4 protein-coding genes are annotated in these 2,348 nt (G+C 63.8%); all 4 read left to right on the top strand.

Features of this window, described 5'->3' with window-relative positions; genetic code table 11:
* A partial coding sequence (locus tag J2D75_RS14155) for an energy transducer TonB (RefSeq protein ID WP_207855430.1) occupies positions 1–343 on the top strand: 343 nt, incomplete at its 5' end.
* A 118-nt stretch (positions 344–461) separates the two neighbouring features.
* Positions 462–1,484, top strand: coding sequence for a MotA/TolQ/ExbB proton channel family protein (locus tag J2D75_RS14160; RefSeq protein WP_207855431.1), 1,023 nt, complete (start codon positions 462–464; stop codon positions 1,482–1,484).
* Between the two features lie 3 nt (positions 1,485–1,487).
* Positions 1,488–1,916, top strand: coding sequence for an ExbD/TolR family protein (locus J2D75_RS14165; RefSeq protein ID WP_207855432.1), 429 nt, complete (start codon positions 1,488–1,490; stop codon positions 1,914–1,916).
* Between the two features lie 3 nt (positions 1,917–1,919).
* On the top strand, positions 1,920–2,348 hold a 429-nt coding region (locus tag J2D75_RS14170; RefSeq protein WP_207855433.1), incomplete at its 3' end, for an ExbD/TolR family protein.

Consider the following 2,348-nt stretch of genomic DNA (forward strand, 5'->3'; position numbering starts at 1 on the left):
GCCTACGCCGCCGCAGCGCCACACCACGCAGGCTCCCCCTTCGCCCGCGCCGGATGTGCCCGATACATCGGCCGGTTCTTCGCCGCTGAACAACGTGCAGCCGGTCTATCCGCCCGAGATGGAGGAGGAGAACATCGAAGGCCGCGTGACACTCGCCTGCGATGTGGAAGTCACGGGTATGACCAGCAACTGTCAGGTACAGTCGGTGTCCGGTGGGCAGGCCTTTGTCCGCTCGGCCATGGATTATCTGGCCCGTGCCCGTTACCGCCCGGCCCAGCGTAACGGTGTGCCGGTCAAGGAACTGCACAAGGTATATGTGATCCGTTTCCGGCTGGATGACTGATACGGGCCTGTCCGGCTTGCCGGACACCCGCGAGCAAGAGAATGACCATGATGGCCGACCCGCGCAGGCAGAAAGCCTGCCCGTGGTGCGGGCCGCAGCAGTAAGGATTTAGACCAAGATGATCAGGGTGCCTCGTTCTTCCGTTTCTGGTCCTGCCGTGTCCATGCTGGCGCTGGTGCTGGCGGTTTCGGCCCCTGTGGCCGTGAGCACAACGGCCCGGGCGCAGGACGCCGCGCCGCCTGCCGCTACGGCTCCGGCCAGCCCCGCCCCGGATGCGGCGGCTCCCGCAGCGCCCGCTCCCGCAGTTCCGGCCCCCGAGGCCGCAGCGCCTGCTCCGGATGCCGCAGCCCCAACCGCCACCCCGGCGGCCCCGCCTGCGGTCGAACCCCCGGCAGCGGCCCCGGCCCCCGAGAGCAATCCTTACGGTCTGAGTGCGCTGTGGTCGAATGGTGACTTCGTGGCCCGCACGGTGCTGCTGATCATGCTGACGATGTCGCTGGGCACGTGGTTCATCATGATCACGAAGTTTATCGAGCAGGCGCGCCTGTTCTCCGCAGGCCGGGCGGCCCGTCAGGATTTCTGGACAAAAGCCAGCATTCAGGATGGTGCGGCCGCTCTGCAGGCTGGCTCTCCGTTCCGCTATATTGCCGATACGGGCATTGTGGCCGCCGAGCACCATGAAGGCACGCTGCAGGAAAGCATCGACCTGCGCACCTGGACGGGCATGTCCATCCAGCGCGCGGTGAACAACATTCAGGGCAACCTGCAAAAGGGTCTGGCGTTTTTGGGAACGGTGGGGTCCACCTCGCCGTTTATCGGTCTGTTCGGCACGGTGTGGGGTATCTACCACGCGCTGACGGCCATTGGCATTGCGGGTCAGGCCTCGATCGACAAGGTGGCCGGGCCTGTGGGTGAATCGCTCATCATGACGGCGTTTGGTCTGGCCACGGCGGTTCCTGCGGTGCTGGGCTACAACCTTCTGGTGCGGCGCAACAAGGGTGCGATGGATCTGGTGCGTGACTTTGCCGATGACCTTCAGTCGATCCTGATTGGCGGCGTGCGGCACGGTGGTGTGGACACGGTTACGGTGCGTGCAGACCACTCGCCCACCACGACCACCGTCTCGAACCGGGTGGGCTGACCCATGGGGATGCATGTCGGCGGCGATGACGGGGGAGAGGACGACGTCGTCTCCGCCATCAACACGACCCCGCTTGTCGATGTCATGCTGGTGCTGCTGATCATCTTCCTGATCACGATCCCTGTTGCGACCCATACGGTCAAGGTTGATCTGCCCAAGGATCTGAGCCAGCCGACGCAGACGAAGATCAGCAACGTTGTTGTGGCGGTGACGGCGGATAACCGGGTCTGGTGGGACCAGACGGTGGTTGCCGACATGGCGGCGCTGGAAACCCGTCTGGAGCAGGCTGCGGTGCAGCGCCCGCAGCCGCAGATCCAGATCCGGGCTGACGGGCATGTGCGTTACGAGAAGGTGGGCGGGATTATTGCCGCGTGCCAGCAGGCGGGCATCAGCCATATCGACTTCATTACCGAGCAGCCGAAGGAGCACTGAAGGATGGGCATGAATGTCGGGTCTGACAGCACCACGGAAGACGAGGGCATTGTTGATATCAACACCACGCCCCTGATTGACGTGATGCTGGTGCTGCTGATCATGCTGATCATCACGATCCCGCTGCAGACGCAGTCTGTTTCGATTGACCTGCCGCAGGGCAACCCGCCACCCGCCACGCATGAGGTGCCGGTTGTGACGCTGGCGATCGATTTTGACAATGCGATCACGTGGAATGGCGAACCTGTTGGCTCTGAGGCGGAGCTTCAGTCGCGGCTGGCGGAGATCGCTACGGGGCCGGAGGACATGCGTGCGGAGTTCCATGTCGTGCCGAACAGGCTGGCGGATTATAAAACCGTTATCCACGTCATGGCGGACGCCCAGCGCCTAGGCGTCTCCAAAATGGCTATCCTCGGGCACGAACAGTTTCTG

The organism is Acetobacter suratthaniensis, from assembly GCF_017377745.1.
Taxonomy (GTDB): Bacteria; Pseudomonadota; Alphaproteobacteria; order Acetobacterales; family Acetobacteraceae; genus Acetobacter; species Acetobacter suratthaniensis.

Excerpts from the sequence above, each read along its gene's own strand:
- J2D75_RS14165 (WP_207855432.1), top strand. The coding sequence starts at position 1,488 with ATGGGGATGCATGTCGGCGGCGATGACGGGGGAGAGGACGACGTCGTC.
- J2D75_RS14160 (WP_207855431.1), top strand. The coding sequence starts at position 462 with ATGATCAGGGTGCCTCGTTCTTCCGTTTCTGGTCCTGCCGTGTCCATG.